The 23,365-nt window shown below is 53.1% G+C and carries 23 protein-coding genes; 20 read left to right on the top strand and 3 right to left on the bottom strand.

The window, feature by feature from the left end:
* The first annotated feature begins 258 nt into the window (after positions 1-258).
* From BCV73_RS27950 to BCV73_RS27915, 8 genes are all read left to right on the top strand, one after another.
* On the top strand, positions 259-1,257 hold the full coding sequence (locus BCV73_RS27950) for an extracellular solute-binding protein (protein ID WP_089549340.1): 999 nt from the start codon (positions 259-261) through the stop codon (positions 1,255-1,257).
* Between the two features lie 54 nt (positions 1,258-1,311).
* Positions 1,312-2,409 (top strand): 2-aminoethylphosphonate--pyruvate transaminase, encoded by a 1,098-nt coding sequence (gene phnW / locus BCV73_RS27945; RefSeq protein ID WP_089549339.1) that lies wholly within the window; start codon positions 1,312-1,314, stop codon positions 2,407-2,409.
* Complete coding sequence (gene phnX, locus BCV73_RS27940; protein ID WP_089549338.1) at positions 2,406-3,245, top strand: phosphonoacetaldehyde hydrolase; 840 nt, start codon at positions 2,406-2,408, stop codon at positions 3,243-3,245. Before phnW ends, phnX begins: the two co-directional genes overlap by 4 nt.
* A 132-nt stretch (positions 3,246-3,377) precedes the next feature.
* Positions 3,378-3,656 (top strand): ArsR/SmtB family transcription factor, encoded by a 279-nt coding sequence (locus tag BCV73_RS27935; protein ID WP_076173094.1) that lies wholly within the window; start codon positions 3,378-3,380, stop codon positions 3,654-3,656.
* A 58-nt stretch (positions 3,657-3,714) separates the two neighbouring features.
* On the top strand, positions 3,715-4,098 hold the full coding sequence (locus BCV73_RS27930) for a VOC family protein (RefSeq protein ID WP_076173093.1): 384 nt from the start codon (positions 3,715-3,717) through the stop codon (positions 4,096-4,098).
* Positions 4,099-4,199: 101 nt separating this feature from the next.
* Entirely contained in the window at positions 4,200-4,796 is a 597-nt protein-coding gene (locus tag BCV73_RS27925) for a LysE family translocator (RefSeq protein WP_089549337.1), read from the top strand.
* A 7-nt stretch (positions 4,797-4,803) separates the two neighbouring features.
* The gene (locus BCV73_RS27920; protein ID WP_089549336.1) at positions 4,804-5,589 is read left to right on the top strand and encodes an AraC family transcriptional regulator; all 786 of its coding nucleotides are present in this window, start codon (positions 4,804-4,806) and stop codon (positions 5,587-5,589) included.
* Positions 5,590-5,901: 312 nt separating this feature from the next.
* Positions 5,902-6,495, top strand: a complete 594-nt coding sequence (locus BCV73_RS27915) for a YdhK family protein (RefSeq protein WP_089550442.1) — start codon at positions 5,902-5,904, stop codon at positions 6,493-6,495.
* Between the two features lie 210 nt (positions 6,496-6,705).
* Here BCV73_RS27915 and BCV73_RS27910 read toward each other — a convergent pair whose 3' ends face one another.
* Positions 6,706-7,782, bottom strand: coding sequence for an LCP family protein (locus BCV73_RS27910; protein ID WP_256993030.1), 1,077 nt, complete (start codon positions 7,780-7,782; stop codon positions 6,706-6,708).
* Positions 7,783-8,044: 262 nt separating this feature from the next.
* Here BCV73_RS27910 and BCV73_RS27905 point away from each other — a divergent pair, with 262 nt between their 5' ends.
* From BCV73_RS27905 to BCV73_RS27890, 4 genes are all read left to right on the top strand, one after another.
* The gene (locus tag BCV73_RS27905) at positions 8,045-8,383 is read left to right on the top strand and encodes an antibiotic biosynthesis monooxygenase family protein (protein ID WP_179232085.1); all 339 of its coding nucleotides are present in this window, start codon (positions 8,045-8,047) and stop codon (positions 8,381-8,383) included.
* Positions 8,384-8,563: 180 nt separating this feature from the next.
* The gene (locus BCV73_RS27900; RefSeq protein WP_076173088.1) at positions 8,564-9,139 is read left to right on the top strand and encodes an NADPH-dependent FMN reductase; all 576 of its coding nucleotides are present in this window, start codon (positions 8,564-8,566) and stop codon (positions 9,137-9,139) included.
* A 205-nt stretch (positions 9,140-9,344) separates the two neighbouring features.
* Complete coding sequence (locus BCV73_RS27895; RefSeq protein WP_076173087.1) at positions 9,345-9,923, top strand: TetR/AcrR family transcriptional regulator; 579 nt, start codon at positions 9,345-9,347, stop codon at positions 9,921-9,923.
* Between the two features lie 75 nt (positions 9,924-9,998).
* On the top strand, positions 9,999-10,817 hold the full coding sequence (locus tag BCV73_RS27890; RefSeq protein ID WP_089549334.1) for an SDR family oxidoreductase: 819 nt from the start codon (positions 9,999-10,001) through the stop codon (positions 10,815-10,817).
* A gap of 190 nt (positions 10,818-11,007) precedes the next feature.
* Here BCV73_RS27890 and BCV73_RS27885 read toward each other — a convergent pair whose 3' ends face one another.
* A complete protein-coding gene (locus BCV73_RS27885; RefSeq protein ID WP_076173085.1) occupies positions 11,008-11,325 on the bottom strand; it encodes a winged helix-turn-helix transcriptional regulator in 318 nt (105 codons plus the stop codon).
* 310 nt (positions 11,326-11,635) lie between these two features.
* On the opposite strand from BCV73_RS27885, the gene zwf reads away from it, so the two are divergent.
* The 6 genes from zwf to BCV73_RS27855 all read left to right on the top strand — a co-directional run bounded on the left by zwf (position 11,636) and on the right by BCV73_RS27855 (position 20,438).
* Positions 11,636-13,138 carry a glucose-6-phosphate dehydrogenase gene (gene zwf, locus BCV73_RS27880; protein WP_089550440.1) on the top strand — a complete coding sequence of 501 codons (1,503 nt, stop codon included), beginning with the start codon at positions 11,636-11,638 and terminating at the stop codon, positions 13,136-13,138.
* A gap of 76 nt (positions 13,139-13,214) precedes the next feature.
* Complete coding sequence (gene gnd / locus BCV73_RS27875; RefSeq protein WP_076173084.1) at positions 13,215-14,108, top strand: phosphogluconate dehydrogenase (NAD(+)-dependent, decarboxylating); 894 nt, start codon at positions 13,215-13,217, stop codon at positions 14,106-14,108.
* Between the two features lie 232 nt (positions 14,109-14,340).
* Positions 14,341-15,006 carry a fructose-6-phosphate aldolase gene (fsa, locus tag BCV73_RS27870; protein WP_076173083.1) on the top strand — a complete coding sequence of 222 codons (666 nt, stop codon included), beginning with the start codon at positions 14,341-14,343 and terminating at the stop codon, positions 15,004-15,006.
* Positions 15,007-15,334: 328 nt separating this feature from the next.
* Complete coding sequence (locus tag BCV73_RS27865; protein WP_089549333.1) at positions 15,335-17,629, top strand: ABC transporter ATP-binding protein; 2,295 nt, start codon at positions 15,335-15,337, stop codon at positions 17,627-17,629.
* Positions 17,626-18,189 carry a DUF1854 domain-containing protein gene (locus BCV73_RS27860; protein WP_089549332.1) on the top strand — a complete coding sequence of 188 codons (564 nt, stop codon included), beginning with the start codon at positions 17,626-17,628 and terminating at the stop codon, positions 18,187-18,189. The genes BCV73_RS27865 and BCV73_RS27860 overlap by 4 nt, the downstream gene beginning before the upstream one ends.
* 41 nt (positions 18,190-18,230) lie before the next feature.
* On the top strand, positions 18,231-20,438 hold the full coding sequence (locus BCV73_RS27855; protein ID WP_089549331.1) for an ABC transporter ATP-binding protein: 2,208 nt from the start codon (positions 18,231-18,233) through the stop codon (positions 20,436-20,438).
* A 180-nt stretch (positions 20,439-20,618) separates the two neighbouring features.
* Here the strand turns inward: BCV73_RS27855 and BCV73_RS27850 are convergent, their stop codons facing one another.
* Complete coding sequence (locus tag BCV73_RS27850) at positions 20,619-20,903, bottom strand: hypothetical protein (protein WP_089549330.1); 285 nt, start codon at positions 20,901-20,903, stop codon at positions 20,619-20,621.
* Between the two features lie 245 nt (positions 20,904-21,148).
* Between BCV73_RS27850 and BCV73_RS27845 the strand changes: the two genes are divergently transcribed.
* Both BCV73_RS27845 and BCV73_RS27840 read left to right on the top strand, forming a co-directional pair.
* A complete protein-coding gene (locus BCV73_RS27845; RefSeq protein ID WP_089549329.1) occupies positions 21,149-22,471 on the top strand; it encodes an MFS transporter in 1,323 nt (440 codons plus the stop codon).
* Positions 22,443-23,357 (top strand): polysaccharide deacetylase family protein, encoded by a 915-nt coding sequence (locus BCV73_RS27840; protein WP_089549328.1) that lies wholly within the window; start codon positions 22,443-22,445, stop codon positions 23,355-23,357. Before BCV73_RS27845 ends, BCV73_RS27840 begins: the two co-directional genes overlap by 29 nt.
* Positions 23,358-23,365 lie beyond the last annotated feature (8 nt).

Genomic DNA, 23,365 nt, shown 5'->3' with positions numbered 1-23,365 from the left:
GTATTTCACGATTTCTTAGTATCGCTCTAGAAGGTTACATGGCTAGCTATGAGCACAATCTACACTCGCATTGACATGGCTTTGAATTTGTTTTCACTATCATTCACTCTTTTCGCCAAGCCCAGCGGAGGGGCTGAAAACAGGGTTTGGAGAAGCGCAGCGATCGGAATCCCGATTCGGACCCGGAGCGGCCTCAGAAGGCACGCAAGCAGCAAGCCAGCATTACCATCATTTTATTTGAAGCGAGGGAATTTACCCATGTCCAAGTCCAAAACGTTCAAAGGCCTTCTGCTCACCCTGCTCGCCATCAGCCTCGTATTCGCTCTGGTCGGATGCAGCAGCAGTAAAGCGGAGGAATCCAAGAAGGTCGTCATCTACACCAACGGTGATGAAGAAGCGGTAGCCGCCATGGAGACCGCGCTGAAAAATGCCGGCTACGACGGCAAATACGTGCTGCAGTCACTCGGCACTTCCGAGCTCGGCGGAAAGCTGATGGCGGAGGGAAGCGATATCGAGGCCGATCTCATCACAATGAGCTCGTATTTTATCGACAGCTCGCAGAGCAAGTACCACATGTACAAGGACCTGTCTTTTACCACGAACGCCATGGATTCCTATCCGTCTTACTATACGCCGATTCTGGCCAATACCGGATCGATCTTCGTGAATACCGAGGTACTGAAGCAAAAAGGATTGGAGAAGCCGGCATCGATCAAGGATTTGACAAAGCCGGAATACAAAGGCCTGGTATCGATTCCGAACATTATGGACTCCTCCACCGGCTGGCTGCTCGTACAGGCCGTCATCACGCAGTATGGAGAAGAGGAAGGCAAGCAGGTGCTGCACGATCTGATCGCGAACGTCGGCCCGCATCTGGAGAGCTCGGGCTCCGGCCCGATCAAGAAGGTTGAAGCCGGCGAAGTTGCCGCAGGCTTCGGACTGCGCCACCAGGCGGTCAAAGCCAAGGCTTCGGGCGCGCCGATCGACTATGTCGACCCGTCGGAAGGCAACTTCTCGCTGACCGAATCGATCGCGGTCGTCGATAAGAAGAACGCCACGACCGACCTCGCCATGAAAATGGCCGAGACGATCATCAAGGATGCGCGCAAGGACCTGATCACGAACTATCCGGTCGCCCTCTACCAAGGGGAGACGGTCGAAGACATCAACAAGCCGGCCAAATCGATGAAGTTCGCCAAACCGCTGACGGTGGAGCTCCTTGAGGAGCACCAGAAGTTTTTTAACGATGCCAAATAACAAGTGGCGACGACCCAAGAATGAACCCAATATACCGCAGGGAGTGACTTACCCATGAACCAATACAAGCTGTTAACCCCGGGGCCGCTGACCACGACCCGTACGGTGAAAGAGGAAATGCTCCTGGACCGCTGCACCTGGGACGATGACTATAAATCGATCACGCAGCGGATCCGGTCCGAATTGCTCGGCATCGCCGGCGCCGATCCCGCGGAATACACCGCCGTACTGATGCAAGGCAGCGGCACATTTGCGGTCGAATCGGTCATGACCTCGGCCATTTCCGACCAGGATAAGGTGCTGATCATCACGAACGGCGCCTACGGCGAGCGGATCGTCCAGATGGCGCGGTATATCGGCTTGAACTATGCGGAATATCGCATCGATTATGACCGGCATCCCGACGAAACGGAGCTTCGCGGCTTGCTTGAAGCCGATCCTTCCATTACCCATATCGCGATGGTTCACTGCGAGACGACGACGGGCATATTAAATCCGCTCGAAACCGTATCTGCGCTGTCCCAAGCCTACGGCAAAACGCTGATCATCGACGCCATGAGCAGCTTCGGCGGCATCGCGATCGATGTGCCGGGCCTCGAAATCGACTATTTGATCAGCAGCGCCAATAAATGCATTCAAGGCGTACCCGGCTTCGGGTTTGTCATTGCCAGATTGGAGAAGCTGAAGGAACTCCAAGGCACGGCGCGCAGCCTATCGCTGGATCTCTATGACCAATGGAAGGGCATGGACAAGGACGGCAAATGGCGGTTTACCTCGCCTACCCATGTCGTGGCAGCCTTTGCGAAGGCCCTTGACGAGCTGGCGGAGGAGGGGGGCGTCCCGGCCAGGTTTGAACGCTACCGCCAGAACAACCGGCTGCTTCGCGACCGGCTGGCCGGCATCGGGCTGTACGCCTATATCGAGGAAGCGAAGCAGTCGCCGATCATTACGACGTTTTTGTTCCCTGAGGGGCAGCATTTCAGTTTTGCCGACTTTTACGCCTATGTGAAAGAAAGGGGCTTCGTCATCTACCCCGGCAAGCTGACGGACGTCGATACATTCCGCATCGGCAACATCGGGGAGATCTATGAGGAAGACATCGAGCAGTTGTGCGGTATAATCGAGGAATATATGGGAGGGATGAAGCGATGAACCGGATTGAGGGCGTGATTTTGGATTGGGCCGGAACGGCCGTGGACTTCGGCTGCTTTGCGCCGGTGAACGTCTTTGTCGATATTTTCAACCAAGCTGGCATTGAGGTTACGATGGAGGAAGCCAGAGCACCGATGGGCATGCTCAAAATCGACCACATCCGTGCCATGCTGTCTATGCCGAGGATTTCTACTCTCTGGAAGGACAAGTACGGACGGGATTTCAGCGAAGAGGATGTGCACCGACTGTACACCGCGTTTGAGCCTGCGCTGATGGCCTCCCTGACCGAATATACGGATCCGATACCCGGCGTGATCGAGGCGGTGGAAGCGCTGCGGGCGGACGGACTGAAGATCGGCTCCACTACAGGGTATACACGTTCCATGATGGACGTCGTCACTCAGGGCGCACGGGAAAAGGGGTATTCTCCCGACCATCTCGTCACCCCCGACGAAACGGGATCTTACGGGAGACCGTATCCGTACATGATTTACCGCAATATGGAGCATCTAAAGCTGTCCGCATCCTGGAAGGTGGCCAAGGCCGGCGATACGGCCTCCGATATCCAGGAAGGCATACAGGCCGGTGTATGGTCGATCGGCGTCGTCATCGGCAGCTCGGAGATGGGCTTAAGCCAGGAGGAATACGACCGCTTGTCCGCGGCCGAGCGGGCCGAGGCGATTGAGCGCACGAGACGGGCGTTCCTGGCGAACGGGGCCGATTTTACGATCGATACGCTGGCCGATCTGCCGGCCCTCATCGGAACGATCAACCAAATGTTGGCCAAAGGCGAACGTCCCGGCCAAGCACAGCGGCTGCAGACCGCAGAGCTTTAATCGCATACAGTGCAGCTGTTATCTAACCGCGCTTCGGCGCGGTTTTTTATATTGGCTTGCCCTGTTGAGTTCATGCAACCTCACAGTTGCTTATTGTTGACATGCAACCTCGGGGTTGCTTATAATGGGTTTATGAATTGGGACAAAGACGCTATATTCAAAGCTCTTGCCGACCCGACTCGACGGCTTATGTTAGACGAGCTGTCCGAGCGTAACGAGCTGACGTTGTATGAACTTACGGTACGTCTCATTATGAAGCATGAGCTCTCCATTTCGCGGCAGGCGATTGCCAAACATCTTGCTGCATTGGAAGAGGCAGGGCTCGTCATGACAGAAAAGAAGGGAAAATATCGAGTCATTATTTTCAACAACGAGCCGCTTAAACATTTGCTGGAGGGATGGGTAGAGTAATGTAAAGGTGCCGATTGTAACGAGAGCACCCACACCAATTTCAAAGGAGGCACAAAGGATGAAAATCGTTGTGACCAGTATATTTGTATCAGACCAGGACCGGGCACTTCAGTTTTATTCAGAAAAGCTGGGGTTTGTCAAAAAGGAGGACGTTCCCGTCGGTGAATACAGGTGGATCACGCTTGTCTCTCCGGACGAGCAGAACGGCACCGAGCTCTTGCTCGAACCGAATAACCATCCTGCTGCCAAAGAGTATCAAACGAAGATATTTGCTGATGGCATCCCGGCAGCGATGTTTGGTGTGGAGGATATTCATACCGAGTATAAGCGGCTGTTGGAAAACGGAGTGAAGTTTACGATGGAGCCTACCCCAATGGGCGATCTTACGATAGCCGTCTTCGACGATACATGCGGCAATCTGATTCAGATTGTGCAGAAGTAAAACAGGAGGGCGGCTGAAGAAGCCCCTGCAATAATGTACTATCCGCCTGCCGGCCCCGCACCCTATAATGCTAAAAAACGACGGTGTGAGGAGTATCCAACATGAACATTGCTTCTTTTCTGCTGTACTGTGTCATTGTTACCTTTACGCCGGGGCCATCGAATATCGTCATTTTGGCGGCGGTCCGGCAGAAGGGCTTCAGGCAGGCGGCCAAATATATTGCCGGGGCTTCTATCGCTTACTCTTTGCTGGTGGCCGCTTCGGTCGTGGTGAACCGGGAGCTGGTTACGGGGATGCCCGTCGTTCTTACGGTGCTAAGGATCGCTGGCAGCTTGTTCATTCTGTACCTGGCATACCAGATTTACCGCATGGACGTGTCCAAGGCGGCGGCCAAGCAGACGGCGTCATTTATGTCGGGATTTTGGATGCAGTTTCTGAACCCGAAGGTGGTGCTGTTCACCATTACCGTCATTCCCATTTACGTCATGCCCTATTATTCTTCAGGTTGGGTCTTGGCCCTGTTTGTGGGATTGGTCTCGCTGATCGGCGTTGCCGCCTATTTTTCCTGGGGACTGTTCGGCACGCTGCTCAAGGGTATTCTGCAAAAATACCAAAAAATCTCGAATATCGTTTTCGCCCTGCTTCTGGTATACTCGGCCGTAATGGTATCCGGGATCACGGACATCGCGAGGGGGTGAGCGGAGGATGGAACGGTTCGAGTATAAGCAGGCGGCAGGCATTACCGCGCTGTCGGCGAGCATTGCCGATTTTACGTACAAAAAGCACTGCCACGAAGAGTACGCGCTCGGCGTCACCCTCCGCGGCGTTCAGCAGTACGACCTGGAAGGGAGCCTGCAATCCTCCCACCGCAGCGGTGTGATGCTGTTTCATCCCGAGCAGACACATGACGGCTGGTCGCAGGAACGCTCCGGCATCGATTATGTCATGCTCTACATTCACCCGGATCAATTCCTGGAGGCTTTGGGGAAAAAGGAAGTGCTCCGCTTTTCCGACCCTATCCTATACGACGCGGGGCTGCGGCGCAGCATTCTCGATCTGTCCACCGCCATTGCCGGCGGCCAATCCGAGGATGTATGCAGCGAGCTGCTGTTTCGGGTTGCAGGCCACTTTTCGCAGGACATTTTGCGGCCGATGGACATCAAGGCCCCGTCGTTCACCCGCAAAGCCAAGGAGCGGATCCACGAGAACCTGGAGCATGTGCTTCGCCTGGACGAAATCAGCGGGGAGTTCGGGATGTCCAAATATCAGTTCATCCGGGCTTTCAAAGCCAATACCGGGCTCTCGCCTTACCAGTACTTCCTGAACTGCCGTCTGGAGCGGGCCCGGCAGCTGATTGAAAAGCACCGGGACATTTACCTGGCGGTGAGCAGCTGCGGTTTTGTGGATCTGGCCCATTTGAACCGCCATTACAAGCATGTGTACGGCACGACGGCATTCGAGTTTTTGTCTTACTTGGAGGGAAAGCTCTGACCTCGTTAGATTTGTTCTAATAAGTTCGTTATACGGCATGTCATCCGAAAGGATGGCATGCTTTTTTTGCGTTTTGCGTTTTGCGTTGGAGACACCGGACTGGCTCCCGGATAGTGGCCCTGTCTGAAAGGGAGGTTCTTTCGTCATTTCCCATGGATCTTCGGATTGAACGGCTGCTTATTGGAGCGGAGTTTTAAAAGAAAACGTTATGGGCACAATGGATGTCATGCAATGTTCATGATTATAGTATAGGGTACTAGGGTATATTAAAAGAGGACAGTCATTCTGAAGACGAAAAGGAGTGCTGACATGATGAAAAAACAATGGCTTATGCTCATCGCCGCAGCCATGCTGATGCTTGGAGGGTGCCAAAATAATGACTCCGCGTCGGAGCCGGCATCCGTGACCCCGTCGCAGCACGAGCAGGCAGCGGACGATTCGGACAAGAACATGGACCAGATGGACGAGATGCATCATTCCGGTTCTGGGGAAGTTCCCGCAGGGCTGAAAGAAGCGGCGAATCCGGCTTTCAAAGTTGGAAGCCAAGCGATCATCGAGGCCGGCCACATGAAAGGGATGAAGGGCGCCAAGGCTACCATTGTCGGTGCCTATGACACAACGGCCTATGCTGTCTCCTACACGCCGACAACCGGCGGGCCCAAGGTGACGAACCACAAGTGGGTAATTCACGAGGAGATCGAGAACGCCGGGGCCGAGCCGTTCAAGCCAGGGGACGAGGTCGTTCTGGAGGCGGACCATATGCCGGGAATGAAGGGCGCCAAAGCGACGATCGATTCCGACGAGAAAACGACGGTGTATATGGTGGATTATGAGCCAACGACGGGCGGCGATCCGGTCAAAAACCATATGTGGGTTACGGGAAGCGAGCTGTCGGCTGCCAAATAACCGTCCCGAATACCCCTATACCATCCAGGGCCACAAACAAGTGGCCCTTTGTTATTTTCCAGGCCGATGCTCGTAGAAGAATTTCTATTACGGATTCATCGCCCTCCTCGCAACATTGGATAAGCATCGAAAATAAAAAAGCACCCTCTAAGGGTGCTCACGCAAATTTGGGTCGGATCCCCATCCCTACTTTCCGGAAAGGCTAATGAGTTACTCTCCGGAATATAAGCCGATACGGTTCCCGAGGGTCGACAGCCTCTTCGGCTTTTGGTCCAGCTCACCGGCCAAGACGGTCAGTGCTTCTTTGAGCTGCTGCTCATTCCAATACACATAGGGGCTTTTCCACTGGCCCTCGACGGTCTGCATCTGGATTTGGTCCGGTTTCATTTTTTTGTAATTGAGGAGCCAACGTTCCATGTTCTTGGCGGGAATGTCCGTCTGGACCTGTTCCCCGATAATGTCCAGCACCTGCCCCCATTGGCTGATGCCTTTAAATGAAGTGAGCTTGTCCAGGACCTGGTTCAGCACCTGCTGCTGACGCCGGTTCCGGTCAAAATCCGAAGACGGCGACGATCCGTCGTTGGACTTCCGGTAGCGGACGAAGTCGAGCGCCTGCTTGCCGTCCAGATGCTGCATACCCTTGCGCAGATTGATATCCGTGCCGTCCGCCGTATCTTTGTAGCGCATGTCCATGTCGACGTCAACATCGACGCCGCCGACGGCATCGATGATCTGCCGGAATCCTTCAAAGTTGATCATCACCATATAATCGACCGGAATGTGGAACAAGTCGCCAAAGAACTCCTTCGTGTCGGCCATGGCCGCCTTTTTGTCCTTGATATAGTAATGGGCGTAATAGTAGTTGGCTTTGTGCGTCCCCAGCTGGGATTGGCTGATTTTTAAATCCCGGGGGATAGATATTAAGCTGGCCGATTTCTTTTCAGGATTCAGCGCCCCCAAAATCATCACATCGGTATTGATCGTTCCCCCGCTGCCTTCGCGGTTGTCGATTCCGGCGAGGAGAAAAGTCATCGGCTTCATGTCGGCCTCGGTTACGCTTTCAACCGGCGGCTCGCTGACGGCCTCCCCTTGTTCCTGCAGCTGGGACTGGGGTGCGTAATATTCGGCGGCAGCCGATATTTTATGTAAGGTTGATATCGCTTTATGATGCAAAAATCCAAGGAATCCGCCTACTCCGATCAGCAGGAGCGCGATTACAGCCATGATGCTGAGCATCCACTTGCGGAGCCGGCTCATTTTCTTCTTTTTTTTGGAACGTGGTTGCATAACATCCTCCAATCCTATTCTATCAAAAAAAGCACTATACATATGTATACTATAATTATTACAAGCGAGCAACTTTACATAGGTTTCATTATACAATGTACAAAACTTAGCGTTGAATACAGGCGGCAATGGACCTTCAACTGAAAGATGATTCGTTCTCTTGACAATCGGCATATTCTGGAATAAGATGATTCCATAAATGACAGTAAGTACTGACAGTCATAATTGGCTTGGCATTGTTTAAAATAAAGGAGGAATGGAAATGGGAGATGATCAAATGGACGGAAAACCGGTCGTGTGGGTTAATGCCTTTCAAGTGAAGCCGGGCAAGCTGGACGAATTCATGCGGATTCAGTCTGAGGAGCTGCGTTCTTTTGCAGAACAGGACACCGTAAACGGAGCGCTTGGGAGCCGCCTTCTGCGCGCATCCCATCGGGACCGGGCCATAGCCATTGCATTGTTCGAGAGTGTAGAGGCCCACCAATCCTGGCTTAAACAGGCGGATTTCTCAGCGCATTACGACAAGATCAAGGATCTGATCGAAGGGGCGGAAGGCGATTATTATACGGTTGAGGCCGCCTACGGGGCAACCATTGAGTAAACAAGGCGGCGAGTGCCGGGTGACGGGATAGCTGTGAGTGAGTGCCTGTGAATGAAATGTACCCTGTATGACAGTAAGTACTTACTGTAACCTATGAATAAACTATTAATCTATTTATGAGCTACTAATCTATTTATGAGCTACTAATCTATTTTGAATCATGGAAGGGGTTATGAAGTCATGATGAATATTGGAATTATTATTGGGAGTACCAGACCGGGACGCAACGGGGAGGCGATCGGCCGCTGGGTGCATGAAATCGCAAGCAGTCGGAGCGACGCCAGATTTGAACTGGTCGATATCGCGGATTATCGGCTGCCGCTGTTTGATGAGCCGATGTCCCCGATTATGGGGCAGTACTCCAAGGAACATACGGTGGCATGGTCGAAGAAAATCGCCGAGTTTGACGGCTTCGTGTTCGTGACTCCCGAATACAACAAATCCATACCCGGAGCACTGAAGAACGCCATCGATTTCCTGTACTATGAATGGAACAACAAGGCGGCAGGCATTGTGGCTTATGGCGGCGGCGGAGGCTCGCGTGCAGCGGAGGCGCTTCGATTGATCCTTGGCGAGCTGATGGTAGCTGATGTTCGCGCACAGGTGGGGCTGTCCCTGCATACCGATTTTGAAAATTACACGGTTCTGAAGCCGGGCGCCCATCAGGAAGCGGCGGTTCATGCCATGCTGGATCAGCTTGTGTCCTGGAGCGAGGCGCTTCACACCGTTCGGCAGAAGGAGAAAGCCCACGCCTAAAAGGGATCTCCATGTTATACTCTTTAAAGCCAATCCGGAGGATGATGCCGGGTTGGCTTTTTTTCTACTATATAATGGGGTTTGGAGCAGGGTGTCTATCCTCCGATCGAGTGTCCCTTGACAAGACGACCAGGGATCGTTAAGATTAGAATGAACGTTCTATCGTGATTTAAATTTCGAAAGCAGGCTGGAGGCTAAACCGATCATGTTTGAGAAATATAACAAAGTTCAGCAGGCAGTGCTGGAAACGACGCTGCGTATTATTATCGAAAAAGAGCTGCAGGCGACGTCGATGGCGCTGATCGCCAAGGAATCGGGCGTGTCTACCGGAAGCATTTATCATTATTTTTCAAGTAAGGAAGAAATTATAAACGAATTGTATCGAGCGATCGTTCTATACAACGGAGAGTATGTAACACGGGGGATGGACGCCAAGGAACCGATCCGGACCCGTTTTAACCGCGCCTGGGAGAAAGTGTTCCAAGTCAGCCTTACACATCCGGAAGGTTTTCAGTTTATCGAACAGTATTCGTTCTCCCCGTATATTAACGATGCCGTCAAAAGGGAATCGTATGATGGCGGTTGGTGTAAGCCGATGGCGGCTCTGTACGCGAAAGCGATCGAATACCAGCTGTTCATTGAGCAGGAGCCGGCCATGATGGTGCAAATGCATTACGGCACGATGGCTTACCTGGTCAAAGGTCATTTACAAAAGCATTTTACGCTGACGGATGAAGTAATTGAGACGGTCATTAACTCCTGTTGGAAGTCGGTTGCCAAATAACGCCGCACCATAGGTGCGGTTTTTTCAGCCTGCTAGAATGAACGTTCAATATAGTAATCGAAAGGAGCTTATACAATGAGCAAAACGATATTAATTACCGGAACCAGCTCGGGTCTGGGTAAATTAACGGCCATCCATTTTGCGAAAATGGGCTGGAATGTAGCGGCGACGATGCGCACGCCGGAAAAAGAAACGGAACTGACGGCATACAGCAACATTCAACTGTTCAAAATGGATGTGACGGATGTAGACCAGGTTCAAACCGCCGCGAAGCAGGCGATTGATGCCTTCGGCACCATCGACGTTGTCGTTAACAACGCCGGGATGGGCACTTACGGGGCGCTTGAGCTGGCGGAAGAAGAGGCGATTGACTGGCAGTTTGCCGTAAACACACGGGGACCGATTAATGTGATCCGGGCGTTGCTGCCGCATTTTCGGGCGAACGGGGGAGGGATGTTCATCAATATCAGCTCCTTCATGGGCGTGACAAGCGCGGTTCCGCTGGGCTCCTTGTATAACATGTCCAAGTTTGCCCTTGAGGGACTGACGGAGGGCCTCTATTACGAACTGAAACCGCTGAATATCGAACTGAGGCTTGTGGAGCAGGGAGGATCGTCGGGGAACAACTTTATGAACAATATGGTCTGGAGCACGAATCCCGACATTCACGACTACGATGAGCTCACGGCCCGGCTGAAGAAGCGGTTGGAACAGCCGGAGGGGGCCGATGCGGATGATCCTCAAACGATCGTGGATGTCATTTCGGATCTGGCCACCGGCAAGAACAAGCAGTTCCGTACGCTCGTGGGGAATGCGGCCCATGAATTGATGCGTCTCAGACAGTCCGTGCCTATTGAGGAATACTTGGAGACGATGCGAAAGAAATTTTTGTAAAAATCGATCCCCCTGTTCAACGCATGCGGCATGTCATGTATAAACAAAACTGTACGGCTTTATTCCAACCAGATTAGAATGAACATTCTATCGGTAACAGCGGCCATTTCATATCTAAAAAAGATCAACTCCGGTGGGGTTGATCTTTTTCCTTTTCGCAAATGATAAGACATGATGATACCGGCTCGGGTTAGAACCACTTCTCGGCCCATTCTTCCACGGCTTGAAGCGCTCTGCCGAGTTCGGTTCCCTTGCGTGTCAGAGAATACTCCGTACGGATCGGCCGCTCGGTAATGACATTGCGGATAATGATCCCGTTATCCTCCAGCTCTTTAATGCGTTCGTTGAGCATGCGTTTGCTGAGATCAGGGATGTATGCATGAATTTCGCTAAAACGCTTTGGTTCCTCCATTAGGGTATGAACAATCAGGCTGACCCACTTCTTTCCCGTAATCTGGTGTGCGAGCTCGACCTTTTCGCATAAAAGCCTGGCGCGTTTCTCATCCATAGTGCTGACCCCCCTGTGTGCACTGGTTACTTAATATTAACAAGTTATGATCTCTGTAAGGATTCCAAAAGATTCCCAAATCCAGCCGTCAATGGTCATACATTGCCATTATAATATCATAGAAAGCGCTGTCATCAAAGGGATTTTATTTCCGTTCATAATTTGGACAAGAATCTGTTGACTAATCGCTTAAATGGGTTTATGATTGCCAATGTGAATTCAACAGGTTATTAAAAGTAACCTTGTTGCAACGGATTTATCTGCCAGCATGCGCATGGTTTTTGGTGGGAATGGAATGGAGGAGTCATACGTGGACAACATGACATTTGTCTTGTTTGGAGGAACAGGGGACCTGGCAAAGAGAAAAATATACCCTGCACTCTACAATCTGTTTATAGATAAAAAGATGCCTGAAGCGTTCTCGATTATCGCCTTGGGCCGCAGAGAACAATCTAGTGCAGATTTTCAGCAAAACGTAGCGAAATCGCTGCAAACTTTTTCAAGAAGAACCGTAAACGATCCGGCCACTTTGGAAGCTTTTCTCCAAACGATCCGGTATACCGTCCTTGATGCCAATCAAGTGGAGGATTACCATAAGCTGCGGAGCCTAGTAGAGTCGCGTGAACAGGAATTGAACATTCCTCAGAATCGCATGTTTTATCTCTCGGTGGCGCCGGAGTTTTTTGACGTGATCGCCTTAAATATTAAAGACAGCGGACTTGGTTCGACAAGCGGATGGAAACGTCTGATTATCGAAAAGCCTTTCGGACACGACCTGCAGTCTGCGCGCCATTTGAACGAGCAGCTCAGCAAAGCGTTTGATGAAAGCGAAGTGTACCGCATCGACCACTACCTCGGTAAGCCGATGGTGCAAAACCTGGAAATCCTCGAGTCTTCCAACCCGATTCTCAAAGCGCTGTGGTCCAACCATCACATTGCCAACGTCCAAATTACGGCAAGTGAGACCGTCGGCGTCGAAGAGAGAGCTGGATACTACGACAACTCGGGCGCAATCCGCGATATGGTGCAGAACCATTTGCTGCAAGTGCTGATGATGGTTAGTATGCGTCTTCCAGGCAGAGGCGATGCGAACGAAGTCCGCATGAAGAAGAAGAACGTTATGCAGTCCCTTCGTCCGCTGCAGAAGGAAGATATCGCGAAGAACGTGATTCGCGGCCAATATGCCGCCGGTCAAATGCAAGGAAAGCCGGTTCCCGGTTATCTTGATGAGCCTGGCGTTCCTGCGGGCTCGAAGAACGATACGTTTATCGCTACACGCCTCTGGATCGATAACTACTTCTGGAGCGACGTTCCGTTCTACATTCGCACAGGCAAAAGAATGAAGGAAAAATCTACGCGGATCGTCATTGAATTTAAGGAGCCGTTGAAGGGACAAAATACCACCAACGATCCGAATCTTCTCGTGATTGAAATCAATCCGAACGAAGGCATCTTTATGCAATTGAACAAAAAGAATCCGCGGAACGATTCCAAGCTGGAGCCGATGCGCATTCACTTCCATGAAAATGGAAAGGACGTACCGGAAGCGTACGAAAATCTGATTTTCGATGCGGTTCGCGGGGATTCCACGTTCTTTGCCCATTGGGATGAAGTCGAATTGTCCTGGCAGTACGTGCAGCCGATTCTGGATGCTTTCGAGGAGGACAGCGTTCCGCTTCATCAGTATCCTGCAGGTTCGAACGGACCTGAAGCGTCTGACCAGCTGCTGGCCGAGGACGGCTTCAAATGGTGGCTGGATACAGAGCCTGAAGTTGTGAAAGAAGAAGAGAAGGTACTTGTGGGTCAATCTTGATCCAGGTTGTAAACCATACTGGTAAAGGTTTCAATAAACAAAAATAGAGAAAATGCATGGTGTGGAGGGAATTATAATGAAAGTCGGATTGATTGGATTAGGTAAAATGGGTTTGAATTTGGGACAAAATTTGATGGATCATAACCACAGCGTCGTTGCATTCGATTTGAACACAGCCGCTGTTGAAGACATGAAGAGCAAAGGCGCCGAAGGCGCTGCAAGCATCAAAGAGCTTGTGTCCAAGCTGGAAACGCCAAGAATCGTGTGGATCATGGTGCCTCACTCCGTTGTAGACTCGGTTCTTGACGAGCTGAAACCACTGTTGTCCAAAGGCGACATCGTAATCGAAGCCGGCAACTCGCACTACAAAGAGTCGATTGAAAGATACAATCAAATGAAGGAATTCGGCGTAAGCTACCTCGACGTAGGTACTTCAGGCGGTATGGAAGGCGCTCGTAACGGCGCTTGCTACATGGTCGGCGGAGATCAGGAAGCATGGGACATCGTTGAACCGATCTTCAAGGACACCGCTGTAGAGAACGGCTATCTGTATGCTGGCAAATCCGGCAGCGGCCACTTCCTGAAAATGGTGCATAACGGCGTCGAATACGGCTTTATGGCAGCTATCGGCGAAGGCTTTGAAGTATTGGAGAAGAGCGATTTCGATTTTGACTACGAAAAAGTGGCCCGCGTATGGAACAACGGCTCCGTTATCCGTTCCTGGCTGATGGAATTGACGGAAAAAGCCTTTGCCAAAGACGCGAACTTGGACGAAATTAAAGGAATTATGCAATCTTCCGGCGAAGGTAAATGGACTGTGGAAACAGCTCTTGATCTGCAGACCGCTACACCGGTTATCGCTTTGTCCCTGCTGATGCGTTACCGTTCCCTGGAGAACGATACGTTCACAGGTAAAGTAGTTGCCGCGCTCCGTAACGAATTTGGCGGCCATGCTGTAGTCAAGAACTAATCTAAATAAATAAGTTGAACTAATGAATAGGATGCAGGCAAGGGAGTAAAAGGATCCCGAAGAAGCGAAGCGTTCGTGTTTGGCTTTCGGATTTCTAACTTAAGTGGGTTCTGTACTATCAAGAAATCCGAAAACAAGAGCGATCGTAGGAACATTTTACGTACTTGCCCCATTATCCATTTTAATGGTTCAACTTATATAAAAGAAAAAAATAAGTGGAGGTAGTGAAATCATGAAATTTTTCATCGACACTGCAAACCTGGACGACATTAAAAAAGCATATAAAATCGGCGTACTTTCCGGCGTGACGACAAACCCTTCTCTGGTTGCCAAAGAAGGCGTGAAGTTCGAAGACCGCATCGAAGAAATTTTGAAGGCTGTTCCTGAAGTGGAATCCGTATCGGCAGAAGTTACTCCGGATGCGGAAACTGCGGAAGATATGATCGCACAAGCCGATGAACTGATCAAAATCAACGGCGGAGACAAGAACATCACGATCAAGCTGCCAATGACGCTGGCTGGTCTTGAAGCTTGCCGTTACCTGACGAAAAAAGGCGTAAAAACGAACGTAACCCTGATCTTCACCGTGAACCAGGCTCTGCTGGCTGCACGCGCAGGTGCAACGTATGTATCCCCATTCCTGGGCCGCCTGGACGACATCTCGGAAGACGGCGTGCTGCTCGTGGCCAAAATCGCTGAGCTGTTCCGCGTTCATAACCTGGACACTCAAATCATCGCTGCTTCGGTTCGCCATCCAGACCACGTAACCCGCGTAGCGATGGCCGGTGCGCATATTGCTACCGTTCCATTCAGCGTCATCGCTCAACTGGTAAAACACCCGCTGACAGATCAAGGCATCGAGAAATTTGCTGCCGACTGGAAAAACGCAACGAAGTAATATTCAGCAGAGCAGATGAATAAGTATATATTAGGATAAAAAGGCTTCCTTCCTGCCGGGCCGCGGCGGAGGGGGGCCTTTTTAGCTTATTGAAATGGATGTGCTCAATAGGCCTGCGCTAAAGGATCTGAATCAAAACCGGTGCAAACTCCCGCTAGTATGAGGGAATTTAGCAATCGTGTAAACCGAAGGGAGCTGGTGTTGCCCAAAATTCAGTGTGTAAAATTTTTGTGATAAGTAAATTTTCCCTTTCTTGGGAGAGGCAAAGGGTGTATGATATTTCGTACCTAATAAGACGACTGAAAAGACAACAGAATTTGGAGGACTCATGGATACACTTCCAAAGGCAATCATGAACGCACTAGCGCAGCACGGCGTGGCAAAGGAAAGCGTGCTCTGCTGGCTGCTGTGCGACCGGGCCCTGGAGAACGGGTTCAGGGATACGTATGTACTTTTGACCCCTGAGGAGCTGTTGATCTTGTCCCATGACCAGGCGCCAGCGCGGGAGAAGACATACAGCGGGTATGCGGCAAACGTCCCATTGAAAGGGCTTTCTCCGGAAAAAGAGGCCCACTGGGAGCTGGAGGCGCTGAAGATTCGGGACATCGAATCGCTGAGCATCGTCAATCTGGTAGCCTCCGGCATGGTCGTCATCAAGGCACCGGAGGAGAGGGCCGTTGCCGCGTTCACGAACGGCGGCATGCGGAGCGCAGCCAGGCTGGCCAAAATTTTTGAGAAGCTGAAGAAAAGCGAAGAGCTCGGTCCGGAAGAGCTGCGGGACGACCAGGAGCGGGCCACATGCCCGAAATGCGGCATGATCTACCCCGAAGAGGGGCGCCAAGTTTGCCCCAAATGCATGAAGAAGCACGCCGTCTTCGGCAGGCTGCTGTCCTTTGCGGGCAAGTATAAAGTCTCGATGTTCTGGATCGTGCTGTTTATGCTGCTGAACTCGGCGGCGGGATTGGTCATTCCTTATTTTCAAGGTACGCTGCTGTTCGACCAGGCCTTGGGCGGCAAAGGCACGTTCGCAGGCCAAATCGGGCTGGTCATCGCACTTATTATCGTTTTCCGGACGCTCTCGCTGTTGTTTGGGGTCATCTTCGGCGTCATCAACGCCAAGATGGCGGCGAATATTGCCTTTGACCTGAAGTCGAGCGTGTTCCATGCCATGCAGCGGCTTTCCTTAAGCTTCTTTGAGAAGAAGCAGACGGGGCAGCTGATGACCCGCATCAACAATGATGCGACCGAACTGCAGTATTTTTTCGTTGACGGCATTTCGTATTTCGTGGTCAACGCCATGAACATTATCGGAATCGTCACCGTTCTGCTTGTCATGGATTGGAAGCTGACCCTGCTGTGCCTTCTTCCTCTCCCCTTCGTGTTCCTGCTCGTCCGCAAAGTATTTCCTAAGCTGTGGAGGCTGTCCATCAGGCGGCATAAGCGTGTTAGCGCGATGAACGCCATCATCAGCGACACGATCCGCGGCACGCGGGTGGTGAAGGCGTTCGGGAAGGAGCAGATGGAGAATACCCGTTTTCAGCGGGCCAGCGGGGCTTTTTCCGATGCGGAGCAGTCCTTTAACAAAATGGGCGTAACCTTGTTTCCCGTATTGAACATTCTGACGCAAATTGGCGGCATTCTCATTTGGGCCTTTGGCGGCTGGAAAGTCATGCAGGGGGATTTTACGTTCGGTAAAGTCATGACCTTTATGAACTACATGCTCCTGCTGTACGGTCCGATCCAGTTTATGAACAATATTATGAACTGGTGGTCCTACTGTATGTCCGCGGCACAGCGGATTTTTGAAATCCATGACGCGGTGCCCGACGTGGTGGAAAAGTCGAACGCGATGCAGCTTACGGAAATGCAGGGCGAAATCCGCATATCGAACGTCACCTTCGGCTACGAGCCGAACAAGGCGATCCTGAAAGGGGTGTCGCTGCATGCAAGGCCCGGTCAAATGATCGGCGTCGTCGGGCACTCAGGGGCCGGAAAATCGACGCTGGTCAACCTGATTCCGAGGCTGTATGACGTCAATGAAGGAGAGATCCGGATCGACGGCATCCCGATCAAGGATGTGTCCATGGCGTCCCTTCGGACGCATATCGGCATCGTATCCCAGGACGTCTATGTCATGTCCGGAAGCATCGCGGAAAATATCGCCTATGCTGATCCGGACTGCACCATGGCCGACCTGATTCACGCTGCCAAAGTGGCCGGCGCACACGACTTCATCGAGAAGCTGCCGGACGGCTACGATACTATTGTCGGGACCGGAGGGCATAACCTGTCCGGGGGCGAGAAGCAGCGGCTCAGCATTGCCCGGGCCATTTTGCACAATCCGAAAATACTGATTCTGGATGAGGCCACCGCCTCGCTCGATACGAAGACCGAACTGCAAATCCAGGAGGCGCTCGATACGCTGATCAAGGGAAGAACGACGATAGCGATTGCGCACCGCTTGTCCACGTTAAGAAACGCCGACTATCTGGTCGTGCTGGAACAAGGCAAGATCGTGGAGGAAGGAACGCATGAACAGCTGCTGGTGAAGGAAGGGGCTTATTACGACCTGGTCAAAAAGCATGACGAGGCACTGAAGATGAATGAGGTGATTACGGCATGACGCTTAAGGATGTAAGTGTTAGCGAGATTCTAAGGCCCGAGGACGGCGGGAGCAGCCCCGGCCTCGCGGAGGCGGCACAAATCCGTTATTTGTCCCCGGGCGATACGGTGTTTACCCTGACGGAAGGCCATATGCTGAACGTGAAGGCGGGGGGCAAGGAGCACGCCGGAGTGTACGTGCACTGCTCTTTTCCGCATACGAATAAGCGGATCTACCTATCGATTCGAACCGTCGAGAATGAGGAGATCGGGATGATCCGCTCCCTGGACGAGTTCCCGGAGAAAACGCAGCGGATGCTGGAGGAGCAGGTGGAGCTGCGGTATTTTGCCCCTGAAATCTCGAAGGTTCTCTCCGTCAAAGAGGAGTTCGGATATTCGTATTGGGATGCGGAAACCACATCGGGGCGCTGCCGCTTTACGGTTCGCGGCGGCGGTGGGAGCGTCAAGCTGATGACCGCAAACCGGCTGCTGATCGTGGATGTGGACGGCAACCGGTTTATCATCCCGCATCTGGACCGACTGAGCGACAAGGAATACAAGATGGTTGAGGTATGCATGTAGGTTGAACTTCGACGCCTGTCGATACAAGGACGGAGGTATTCATGAACCTTAATTTTACACTGCCGGAGCGCGAGCTGGAGGCCGCCTCGCAGGCTGTGGGGGAGCATATCCGTTACTGCGTGCCTGTCGATTTGACGCTGGGCGGGCAGCGGACGGAAGGTTATTTCGTAATTGGAGAGCAGAGATGGGCCCTGCTGCTGGAGGGCCGTGTGGTCGACAGCCGTCTGATTACCGACGCGAAGGAATACAAGGTGGTGCCGCTGATCGGCAGCGCCGTGCTGGAAGGGGACGAGGCCGGCACCAAATTTATTCTTACGAGGCTGTCCATGAAGCACGCGGCGAGGTACGGTTATATCGCCCAAATTCTGAACGATCTGTCGAGGCAGCGGACAATCCGCATATACAACGATGAAGAGGAGCCGGTCTGCGCCAGCTGCGGCGGTTCGCTCATACCGGGAACGAGGGTGTGCCCGAAGTGCATGAACAAGGCAGCAGCCTTCAAGCGACTGGTCTCGGTGGCGATGAATCACAAAAAAACGTTCGCGATCGGGCTTGCAGTGACATTGGCGGCTTCCGCCATATCGATGGCCGGCCCTTACTTTCAAAAGCTGCTGGTGAATTCCTCGCTGCAGCCGCCTCCCGGCCAATCACCGAGCGTTCCCGTGTTCATCTGGGCCATTCTCGGCCTGCTCTTCGTCCTTGTCGGCGGAGAGGGGCTCGGCATCATCAAAGGGCGGATCATGGCGGGGGTCAGCTCGCAAATCGCGGCCGACCTGCGCAAGCTGGTCTATGAGCGGATTCAGAGCTTGTCCCTCGGATTTCTGACCACGCAGCGGGCCGGGGACATCATGAACCGGGTCACCTCGGATACGGACCGGATCCGCAATCTGGTTCAGGAGCTGTTTACGACGGCTGTCTTTCAGCTCATTATTCTCGTGTCCGCGAGCGTGCTGCTCTTCTCAGCCGATTGGCGCCTGGCTTGCGTTGTGCTGCTGCCGGCGCCGCTCGTCGCCTACATCCAGCGGTATATTTGGAAAGGCGTGCTGTGGAAGCTGTTCCGCAAGCAGTGGAGGGTGTACGACAAGGCGAACTCCTTCCTGCATGACGTGCTAAGCGGGATCCGCGTCGTCAAGGCGTTTGGCAAAGAGGAGCGCGAGGTGAAGCGGTTCAAACAGTACAATGCCGAGTTTGCTGCGGCGACTATCCAGACCGAGAAAGTATTCAGTATCCTGTCGCCGATCTCGAACTATTTGATCCAGATGGGGCAGTATCTCGTGCTCCTCATCGGATGTAACATGATTCTCGGCAAGCAGATGTCCCTCGGGGAGCTGGTGCAGTTCAGCGGTTACGCCGGGATGATCTACGGACCGATTGCGTGGCTGATGTTTATGCCGCGTTGGCTGTCCAATGCCATTATTTCGGTGGATCGCATCTTTTCGGTGATCGATGAGCAGCCGGAGGTAATGGACTCCGAGGCGTCCGTCAAGCATTCGATTCAGGGAACGATTACGTTCCGGAATGTGATATTCGGCTACAAATCGTATGAGCCGGTGCTGAAGGAAATTAATGTGGAGATCAAGCCGGGGGAAATGATCGGTCTGGTTGGACATTCCGGGTCAGGGAAGTCGACGCTGATCAACCTCGTCTCCCGGTTCTATGACGTCAATGAAGGCGAGATCCTCATCGATGGAGTGGACATCCGCCGGATCGAGCAGGCGCATCTGCGCTCGCAGATTGGCGTCGTGCTGCAGGAGACATTTCTGTTCAGCGGCACGATTCTGGACAATATCCGGTACTCGAAGCCGGAAGCGACGTACGAGGATGTGCTCGAGGCGGCGAAGATCGCCAATGCGCATGATTTTATCCTGCGCCTGCCGGATGGCTATGATACACGCCTGGAGGAGAACGGCGGCAACCTGTCCGGCGGAGAGCGGCAGCGGCTGGCGATTGCCCGGGCGGTGCTGAACGACCCGCGGATCTTGATCCTCGACGAGGCGACGGCCTCGCTCGATATCGATACGGAGAGCGCCATCCAGGAGGCACTGCAGCGGGTCACCCGCAACCGGACGACGCTGGCGATCGCGCATCGCCTGTCGACGCTGCGGCATGCCGACCGGCTAATCGTTCTCGACAAGGGCGAGATCGCCGAAGTCGGCACGCACGCCGAGCTTGTGGCTAAAAGAGGGATCTACTACAACCTCATCACCGCGCAGCGCAACATGTCCAAGAAGGCCGAGGCGGTAGGGTAGACCGGCGGGGGATGGCTGCGCCGGGTGGCCGAGGTCGATGTTTGTGAAAAATGTATAGTTGTTCATCGCACTCCGACTCTACTACGTAGAGCCGGAGTGTTTTTGTTTTTAGTACGGGAAGCCTTGGCAATTGTGCTTATTGCGAATGTATCCGAATGAGGAAGGATAACAGCTAGTTATCTAGCTTTGTTTCTCCTTCATAAAGAGACCGATCAGCAAAAGAATCACCCCGGTCAAAAAGAACAGCGGGATCAGGAGCATCATGAGGCCGATGGCGGCAAACCCGTCATGGGCGATCCAGTCCCCGTATATCAACGCAACAAGCCACGAAAATACAAATGCGATCGGCAGCATCGTCGTGATTCCCCACACCATGTATTTTCTTTTCGCCGATTTCCCCCTGCTGAGCTCAAAGGCTAAGCTTAACGCAGCGAGTACAATGATCGCTCCGACGACTAATGCCATTGGTATCCCTCCTGGTAGTTCATTGTCTTCTTTTTTTGCTTGTCATAGGTGAACTGCATGGCGACAAAGCTTAGGACGACCTGCTGGTCCAAATTATAGCTTATGAATAGAACGCTCTAACATCCGAAGGGTTGGTTAAAAAATGGTTTTTCACTGAATCACAAAGGTAAAATCATCCATTTGTTGAATAGTATTTCAGTAAGGCCTTAGGCCAGGAAGCCTATTCTCGTAGGGGAGGAATACACATGGCGCGCCGATGGGTAAATTCGCCGTACGCCTTTGCGCTGGGGATGTTTGCGATGATGGTTCCGAGTCAGGCATTCAGTTCGTTTTACAGCTATTTTTACGTGGAAAAGCTGGGACTCGGCGTCGGGCTCGCCACGCTCGCCAGAACCATTTTCCTGATCTGGGATGCGGTGAACAATCCGCTGTTCGGCTATTGGTCGGACCGGACCGAAACGCGCTACGGCCGGCGCAGGCCGTGGGTATTTGCCTCCATTCCGCTGTTTATGCTTACCTTCGTGTTGGTCTTCTCCCCGCCGGGAGGATTATCGCAAAACGGGCTGTTCACCTGGTTTCTGGTGACGCTGGTGCTGTATGAGGCGGTGGCGACCGTTCTGTGGGTCAACTACGGGGCGCTGTTTCCAGAGCTGTTCCGCGGCGACCGTATCCGGGCCAAAGCCTCCGCCATCCAGCAGGGCTATCAGGTGCTGGCCCTTCTCATCGCCACTGCCCTGACGCCTATCATTTACGCGGCGATCAACTTCTCCAATATGGCGATCGTGTATGTTTTCGTGTTCGGCATCTGCATGCTCATCTGCATGCTTAGCGTGCGGGAGCAGCGGGACCCTGGCAACGCGGAACCGATGAAGCTGGGCGCCGCCTTTAAGGAAACGCTCAGCAACAAGAAGTTTTGGATCTTCAACGTATCGAACTCGTTCGCCCAGACCGTGAACGGACTGGTCAGCTCCATGATCCCGTTCTACGCCAAATACGTGCTGCGGATTTCGGAGGGCCAGGTGTCGATTCTGCTGGCGGCCGTGTTTGTATCGGTCATTCCGCTCGTGGGCGTATGGTACTGGATCGTCCGCCGGATGGACGGCGTGAAAGCCTGGCGGCTGTCGCTCATCCTGTACGGGCTGTCGGTCATTCCGCTCTGGTTCGGCTACAACCTGGTGAGCGGCGTGGCGGCCGGCATCGCGGTAGGTTTTGGTTTGGCCGGTTTCCTCGTTACGCCGGCGATGGTCAGCGGACGTATTATCGACGAGGATGCGGAGCGGACCGGACGGCGGCGCGAGGGCATTTATACGGCAGTCAGCGGGTTCATTACCCGGTCAAGCGGGCTGATTTCGGCGCTGGCTTTTTACGTGGTCGGCCTGATCTTTGGTTATGAAAGCGGTGACAATCCAGGATCGAATCCGGAAGCGACGTTTCGTTACCTGATCAGTGTCGTGCCGTTATGCTTATTGGTCATATCGGTTGTGATATCTTTTATGGCCCAGTTTGATTTTCATATGACGGGGAAAGGAGAGGTGAAGCATGGCCAAGAGGCTCATCATCAACTGTGACGATTTCGGACAGAGCCCGGCGATGAACCGGGCCATCATGCATCTGCTCGAGGAGGGCAAGGTCTCCTCGGCGACGATCATGGCGGTGGCGCCCGGTTTTGAAGAGGCGGCCGACTGGGCTGCGCGCCGGCAGCAGCCTAATGTGGGGCTGCACCTGACCCTGACGAGCGAGTTCGACGCCCTGCGCTGGAGCAGTCTGACCGGGCACCCGTCGCTGCATGACGCCGAAGGCAAGCAGTACCGGACGGTCAGGGAATTTGAGCTGGGCGCAGAGACGGGCGCCGTCGTGAAGGAGATCGACGCCCAGTACGAACGGGTTAAGCAGGCCGGCATCCGAATCAGCCATGTCGACAACCACATGGGCAGCCTGTACGGTATGGAGACGGGGCGCAGCCTGCTGCCCCAGACCTTTTGGAAAATTTCACGCTGGGGCCTGCCTTCCCGCTTTTTCCGCTACATCCACCCCGATGACCCGCTCCTTCGTTCGCTGAGCGGCATTGAACGCCCAGTAGCCAAAGCGGCGGCGCTGGCGGACACCTTCGGAGTGCCGATCCCCGACTATCTGCTGTCCCATCCCTTCGGATTGGTGGAAGGGGAAACGTATGACAGCTTCAAACGGTCGATCATTGCCAAGCTGTACGCCCTGCCGGAAGGGGTCTCAGAGACCTACATTCATCCCGGTGCGGAGGATGCGTGGATGCTGGCTAACATTCCGCAGTGGGAGAAGCGGGTGTGGGAGTTCCGGCTGCCTTTTGATGACGACTTTGCGTACGGCTTGAAGGACGCCGGCGTGGAGCTGACCCATTACGGCTATGTTCAGGAGCACCTAAGACGGCCGCGCTTCAGGTCGGCTTTCCGGCTGATCCGGGAGCTGGCCCGGAAATAGGGCCGCGA

Source organism: Paenibacillus sp. SSG-1 (genome assembly GCF_002224835.1).
Lineage (GTDB): Bacteria > Bacillota > Bacilli > Paenibacillales > Paenibacillaceae > Paenibacillus_AQ > Paenibacillus_AQ favisporus.
The sequence above is the reverse complement of the archived record's forward strand: the minus strand, read 5'-3'. Positions and strand labels throughout refer to the sequence as shown.